This window comes from uncultured Aquincola sp., from assembly GCF_964001545.1.
Classification (GTDB): Bacteria; Pseudomonadota; Gammaproteobacteria; order Burkholderiales; family Burkholderiaceae_C; genus Aquincola.
The window spans coordinates 1-6,128 of the sequence record NZ_CAXFDV010000323.1 but is presented as its reverse complement, the minus strand read 5'-3'; the positions used below and the strand labels follow the sequence as shown (position 1 = coordinate 6,128).

Sequence of the window (6,128 nt, the reverse complement as noted above, 5' to 3'; positions counted from 1 at the left end):
GGCCATCCGCAAAACGCGTGCTGATGAAGTCCACGAAGGCCCGCACCTTCGGGCTGGCCAGCCGGCGCGAGGTGTGCAGCACCCACAGGTCCACCTCGCGGCCCGCCACCTCGCCCCATTGGCGCAGTTCGCCGGAGGCGATCGGCTGCCAGGCGATGGACAGCGGCAGCAGTGCGACGCCGCCACCGGCGATGGCCGCGTCGCGCAACATCAGCATCGATGTCAGGCGCAGCACCGGTTGCGGCGCTATCACCAGCCGCCCGCCGTCGAGCGTCCAGGTCTCGCCGTCCTTCAGCATGTGCACGATGGCCGGCACGCCCACCGGCTGGCGGCGCGCCCGTGGCTGGGGCAGCGAGGGCGCGGCCACCACCACCAGCCGGTCTTTCGCAAAGGCGCGGCCCACCAGCGCCGTGTCGGGCCGCGGGTTGGGGCGGATGGCCAGGTCGAACTGCTCGTCCACCAGGTCCACCAACCGGTCTTCGGCCACCACCTCCACCGTCACCTCGGGATAGCGGGCGCGGAACTCCGCGGCGATGCGGCCCATGGCCAGCTGCGCGAACAGCAGGGGCGCCGCGATGCGCAGCCGGCCGCGCACCTGCTGGCTGCCTTCCCGTGCCGCGGTGAAGGCATCGGCCACCTCGTGCATCGGGCCTTCGGTGCGGCTCTGCAACTGCCGGCCCGCTTCGGTGAGTTCCAGGCCGCGCGCGTTGCGCTCGATCAGGCGCACGCCCAGGGCTTCTTCCAGCTCGGCCACCCGGCGCGACAGCGTGGCCTTGGATCGGCGGCTGGCCCGGCTGGCGCGGCCAAAGCCGCCGTGCGTGGCCACCAGGTTGAAGTCGGCCAGGGCGTTCAAGTCCATGTGTTCCATATTCAAGACGGTGGGTCCTGATTCTGGTGACTATGTTCAAAGCATGCAACGGCCTATCGTTCAGGCACTGGCTGGCAGCCAGCCCTCAACCCCTCTCAGGAGCAGTTCCATGTCCATCCTCGTCATCGGTGCCACCGGCACCATCGGTTCCCTCGTCGTTCAAGGCCTGGCGCAGCAGGGCGCCCAGGTGCGGGCGCTGGTGCGCCAGCCGGCCCGGGCCAGCCTGCCGCCCGGCGTGCAGGCCGTGGCCGGCGACCTCACCGACGTGGCCACGCTGAGGGCCGCGATGGCCGGCGTGCGCACCCTGTTCCTGCTCAATGCGCTGGTGGCCGACGAACTCACGCAGTCGCTGCAGGCGCTGAACGTGGCGCGTGAAGCGGGCATCGAGCGCATCGTCTACCTCTCGGTGATCCATGCCGAGCTGTACCCCGACGTGCCGCACTTCGCCAGCAAGCACACGGTGGAGCGGCTGATCGAGCAGCTCGACCTGCCGGCCACCATCCTGCGCCCCGCCTACTTCATGCAGAACGACATCGGCCTGCAGCCGGTGATCGAAGGCCATGGCGTGTTCCCGATGCCGATCGGGCCGGTCGGCGTGGCCATGGTCGATGGCCGCGACATTGCCGACGTGGCGGTGGCCGAACTGCTGCGCCGCGATGGCGCTGCCGGCCCGCTGCCGCGGCTGACGCTGGACGTGGCCGGCCGTGAGGTGTTCACCGGCGCTGCGGCCGCCGCGGTGTGGAGCGAGCAGCTGGGCCGACCCGTCCACTACGGCGGCGACGACGTGGAGGCCTTCGAGCGCCAGCTCTTAAGTCAGCAGGTGCCTGCCTGGATGGCCTACGACCTGCGCCTGATGATGGCCCGCATCCAGCAGGTGGGCCAGCGGCCGGCGCCGGGCGCGGTCGAGCGGCTGGAGCAGATCCTGGGCCGGCCGCTGCGCAGCTACCAGGCCTTCGTGGCCGAGCGGGTACGGCCGGCCTGAAGCAGCCGCCAGCGGCTCAGCCCGCCCGCCGCCCCAGCATGATGATGGCCATGCCCGCCAGGCTCACCGCCACGCCCAGCCAGTCGGTGAGCAGCGGGCGCACCTTGTCCACCGCCATCAGCCAGACCATGGCGACGCCGATGTACACGCCGCCATAAGCCGCGTACACGCGGCCGGTGGCGGTGGGGTGCAAGGTGAGCAGCCATGCGAACAAGGCCAAGCTGGCGGCGGCCGGCAGCAGCAGCCAGGCGCTCTTGCCCTGCTTCAACCACAGGTAGGGCAGGTAGCAGCCCAACAGTTCGGCCACCGCGGTGAGCACGAACAGCAGCAAGGTCTTGATCAGGTCCATGCCGCATCGTCCAGCAAAGCCACCAGGGCCGCATTGAAGGCGTCGGCCGCCTCGTAGGCCACCCAGTGCCCCGCCCCGGCGATGAACTGCAGCGTGCCGCCGGCCGGCGCCAGGGCCAGCGCCTCGCGCACCACCTGCAGCCTGCCGCGGTACAGCACGTCGTCGTCGCCCCACAGGCCATGCACCGGGCATTGCAGATGGGGCAGGGTGCGCCGCAGCAGGTCGGTGCGCATCAGGCGGCGCCGGCGCATGCGGTCGCGTTCGATGTTGGCGCCGTGCAGCGCCACCGCCAGGGCGTCGATGGCTTCAGCGCGCGACAGCATCAGCACGCCCAGGTTGTGGCTATGCAGCGCGTCGCGGCGTTCACCCGCCGGAGCGGTGTCCCAGGCGCGCAGCGGCAGCGGCGCCATCGGTGCTTCGCTCAAGGCCGGTGCACCCACCAGCACCAGGCGCCGCACGCGGGCCGGGTGGGCTTGCGCCCACAGGCCGGCCACCAGACCCCCGAACGAAAAGCCCACCAGGTCGACCGGCGCATCGCCGATCAAGGCCTGCAGGCCTTGCTCCAGCCAGTGCGGCAGCACGTCGGCATCGTGGCCGTCGCGCGGCTCGGCCGAATCGCCGAAGCCCGGCATGTCGGCCGCCAGCACGCGGTGGCCGGCCTGCACCAGCGCCCCGATGTTGCGGGCCCAGTGGGTCCAGCTGCCCGCGCCGCCGTGCAGCAGCACCACCGGCGGGCCGCTGCCCCAGGCATGCCAGACCAGCGTGCCATCGCCGCAGGGCGTGTGCAGCACGGTGCTGGCGGCTTGCAGCGCCTGCAGGTCGGTCAGTGTTCGAACGTGGAGGGGCAATTCAACTTCAGGCATGTACCCAAGGTTAGCCCTATGGCGGCACCGCCCGCGCCCGCATATCGTTTGTCCACTTTATGGATGCGCTGTCCACATGGTGGACACACCCGGTCTGGCAGTTCGGCGGACCGTGGCGCGCCTCCCCATCGTCCGTCCGAGATTGCCGTGCCCCTCGACCGACCCGATGCCGATCCGCTGGTGCCCTACCAGCTGCCGTTTCCGCCCGATGCACTGCCCGAGATCGTGGTGCCCGACGCGGTGCCCGAAGACGAGCGCCTGTGGGTGCCGCAGGCCGAGAACGTGTGGTTCCGCCCGCTGTGCCTGAACGCCAGTCAGGGCTACTGGATGAACCTGCTGCGGGTGCGCAAGTCGGGCGTGCTCAGCCGCCACCGGCATCCGCAGGCGGTGCACGGCTTCGTGCTCAAGGGCCGCTGGCGCTACCTGGAGCATGACTGGGAAGCCACCGCCGGCAGCTACGTGTTCGAGCCGCCGGGCGAAACCCACACGCTGGTGGTGCCCGAAGGCGTGGAAGAAATGATCACCTTCTTCCAGGTCAACGGCGTGATGGTCTACACCGACCCGCAGGGTGCGGTGCTGGGCTATGAAGACGTGTTCACCAAGATCGACCTATGCCGCCGGCACTACACCCAGGTGGGCCTGGGCGAAGACTTCGTGCAGCGCTACATCCGCTAAAGCCGCTTTTGAGGAGGAGACCCAGATGCCCTTGATCCACACCCTGCGCAGCCGCTGGCTGCCCGCGCTGGCGCTGGCCACCGGCCTGGCCGCCAGCTTCACCGCACCGGCCACCGCGCAGCCGGTGGACTACCCCAACCGGCCGATCGAGCTGGTGGTGCCCTTCCAGCCCGGCGGCGGCACCGATGCGCTGGCCCGCGCCTTTGCCGAGGCGGCGCGCAAGCAGGTGCCGCCGGGCATCGTCATCGTCAACAAGCCGGGCGCCAGTGGCGCCATCGGCTGGAGCGAGGTGATCCATGCCAAGCCCGACGGCTACAAGCTGGCGCTGGTGACGGTGGAGCTGACCACGCTGCCGCACATGGGCCTGGCCAAGTTCACGCATGAAGACTTTGCGCTGATCGCACGGCTCAATGCCGACCAGGCGGCCATCACCGTCAAGGCCGATGCGCCCTACAACACCATCGAAGAGTTCCTGGCCGCGGCCCGCAAGACGCCGGGCGAGATGAAGGTGGGCAATGCCGGCAACGGCTCCATCTGGCACCTGGCCGCCGCCGCGCTGGAAGACAAGACCGGCACCCAGTACAACCATGTGCCCTTCCAGGGCGCGGGCCCGGCGGTGCAGGCGCTGATGGGCGGCCACATCGACGCGGTGGCGGTGAGCCCGGCCGAGGTGGGCACCTACGTGGCCAGCGGCAAGCTCAAGACGCTGGCGGTGATGGCCGACAGCCGCGTCAAGGGCTTCGAGAAGGTGCCCACGCTGAAGGAGCGCAACATTGACCTCGTCATCGGCACCTGGCGCGGCCTGGCGGCGCCCAAAAACACGCCGCCCGAGGTGATGGCCTGGCTGCGCAACATGACGGCCAAGACCGCCAACGAGCCGGCGCTGCGCGAGGCCATGGACAAGCTGAACCTGGGCTACTCGTACGCCGACGACGCGGCCTTCCGCGCCGCGATGGCGCGCGACAACACCTACTTCAAGGCCTTGATGGCCAAGTTGAACATCAAGAATTGATGAGCACGGCGACCTACCTTCCCACGATGCTCCAGGGCCGCCACGCCCTGGTCACCGGCGGCGCCCAGGGCATCGGCGCGGCCATTGCTCATCACCTGGCGTCCCTCGGCGCGCAGGTCACCGCGGCCGACCTGGGCGGCGGCGACGGCTCGCTCGCCGAAGGCGTGGCGCTGCGCCAGGCCGACGTGACCGATGAGGCCAGCGTGCAGGCGCTGATGGCCGGGCTGGACCGGCTGGACATCGTCGTCAACTGCGCCGGCATCATCCGCCGCGGCGCCGAGCATGCGCTGCCGGTGTTCGAGCAGGTGCTGGCCGTCAACCTCACCGGCAGCATGCGGGTGTGCACCGCCGCGCGGGCCCACCTGCGGGCCACGCAAGGCTGCATCGTCAACATCGCCAGCATGCTCAGCTTCTTTGGTGGTGGCCTGGTGCCGGGCTATTCGGCCAGCAAAGGCGGGGTGATGCAGCTCACCAAGTCGCTGGCCATCGCCTATGCCGAAGACCGCATCCGCGTCAATGCGGTGGCGCCGGGCTGGATTGCCACGCCGCTGACCCAGCCGCTGCAGGACGACCCGGCGCGCAATGGCCCCATCCTGGCGCGAACGCCGCTGGGCCGCTGGGGCACGCCGGCCGACGTGGCGCAGGCGGTGCTGTTCCTGTGCTCACCGGCGGCGGGCTTCATCACCGGCGTCACGCTGCCGGTGGACGGCGGCTACCTGGTTGCCTAGACAAGTGCCGTGATGCAGCCAGCCGTCCAGGGCACCGCCGCCTTCGGCAAGTTCATGCAGGTGCTGCAGCTCGTGGCCGATGCACCCGGCCCGATGAGCACCGCCGAACTCACCCGCGCCAGCGGCTTTCCGCGGCCCACGCTGCACCGCATCGTCGCGGCGCTGCTGGCCGAAGGGCTGCTGCGGGAGGCCGATGGCGGCGGCGCCTATGAACTGGGCCCGCGGCTGATGGAACTGGCCAGCCGCAGCTGGGGCCGGCTGGGGCTGCGCGGCGCCGCGGCCGATGCGCTGCGCCTGCTGCGCGACACAACGGGCGAAACCGTGCACATGGCCGTGCCCAGCGGCGCGCGCATGGTCTACATCGAGAAGCTGGAAAGCCCGAGCGCGGTGCGCATGGCCTCGCGCGTGGGCAGCAGCATGCCCATGCATTCCACCGCGGTGGGCAAGGCCTACCTGGCGGCGCTGGACGACCCGCGGCGCCAGGCGCTGCTGCCCACGCTGGAACTCACGCGCCACACTGAGCACACCGTGGTGCGGCCCGAAGCCCTGCGCCGCCAGCTGCAGCGGGTGCAGGCCCAGGGCTGGTCGGTGGACGACGAAGAGAACGAGGCCGGCATCACCTGCTATGGCGCCGTGATCCGCAACGGCAGC

The 6,128-nt window shown here is 70.5% G+C and carries 8 protein-coding genes; 5 read left to right on the top strand and 3 right to left on the bottom strand.

Annotated elements, in window-relative coordinates:
- On the bottom strand, positions 1-859 hold an 859-nt coding region (locus ABNT58_RS11340), incomplete at its 3' end, for a LysR family transcriptional regulator (RefSeq protein ID WP_348753585.1).
- 118 nt (positions 860-977) lie between these two features.
- Between ABNT58_RS11340 and ABNT58_RS11335 the strand changes: the two genes are divergently transcribed.
- Positions 978-1,850, top strand: coding sequence for an NmrA/HSCARG family protein (locus tag ABNT58_RS11335; RefSeq protein WP_348753584.1), 873 nt, complete (start codon positions 978-980; stop codon positions 1,848-1,850).
- A 16-nt stretch (positions 1,851-1,866) separates the two neighbouring features.
- On the opposite strand, the gene ABNT58_RS11330 is transcribed toward ABNT58_RS11335, so the two are convergent.
- Entirely contained in the window at positions 1,867-2,199 is a 333-nt protein-coding gene (locus ABNT58_RS11330; RefSeq protein WP_348753583.1) for a YnfA family protein, read from the bottom strand.
- Positions 2,190-3,047 carry an alpha/beta hydrolase gene (locus tag ABNT58_RS11325; RefSeq protein WP_348753582.1) on the bottom strand — a complete coding sequence of 286 codons (858 nt, stop codon included), beginning with the start codon at positions 3,045-3,047 and terminating at the stop codon, positions 2,190-2,192. The genes ABNT58_RS11330 and ABNT58_RS11325 overlap by 10 nt, the downstream gene beginning before the upstream one ends.
- 162 nt (positions 3,048-3,209) lie before the next feature.
- Between ABNT58_RS11325 and ABNT58_RS11320 the strand changes: the two genes are divergently transcribed.
- From ABNT58_RS11320 to ABNT58_RS11305, 4 genes are all read left to right on the top strand, one after another.
- Positions 3,210-3,737, top strand: a complete 528-nt coding sequence (locus tag ABNT58_RS11320; RefSeq protein WP_348753581.1) for a 2,4'-dihydroxyacetophenone dioxygenase family protein — start codon at positions 3,210-3,212, stop codon at positions 3,735-3,737.
- Between the two features lie 25 nt (positions 3,738-3,762).
- Positions 3,763-4,749 carry a tripartite tricarboxylate transporter substrate binding protein gene (locus ABNT58_RS11315; protein ID WP_348753580.1) on the top strand — a complete coding sequence of 329 codons (987 nt, stop codon included), beginning with the start codon at positions 3,763-3,765 and terminating at the stop codon, positions 4,747-4,749.
- On the top strand, positions 4,749-5,477 hold the full coding sequence (locus tag ABNT58_RS11310) for an SDR family oxidoreductase (protein ID WP_348753579.1): 729 nt from the start codon (positions 4,749-4,751) through the stop codon (positions 5,475-5,477). Before ABNT58_RS11315 ends, ABNT58_RS11310 begins: the two co-directional genes overlap by 1 nt.
- A gap of 12 nt (positions 5,478-5,489) precedes the next feature.
- Positions 5,490-6,128, top strand: a 639-nt coding sequence (locus tag ABNT58_RS11305) for an IclR family transcriptional regulator (RefSeq protein WP_348753578.1), incomplete at its 3' end; no start/stop codon positions are given.

Coding starts and splice junctions, on each gene's coding strand:
- ABNT58_RS11330 (WP_348753583.1), bottom strand. CDS start 2,199: ATGGACCTGATCAAGACCTTGCTGCTGTTCGTGCTCACCGCGGTGGCC.
- ABNT58_RS11335 (WP_348753584.1), top strand. CDS start 978: ATGTCCATCCTCGTCATCGGTGCCACCGGCACCATCGGTTCCCTCGTC.
- ABNT58_RS11315 (WP_348753580.1), top strand. CDS start 3,763: ATGCCCTTGATCCACACCCTGCGCAGCCGCTGGCTGCCCGCGCTGGCG.
- ABNT58_RS11310 (WP_348753579.1), top strand. CDS start 4,749: ATGAGCACGGCGACCTACCTTCCCACGATGCTCCAGGGCCGCCACGCC.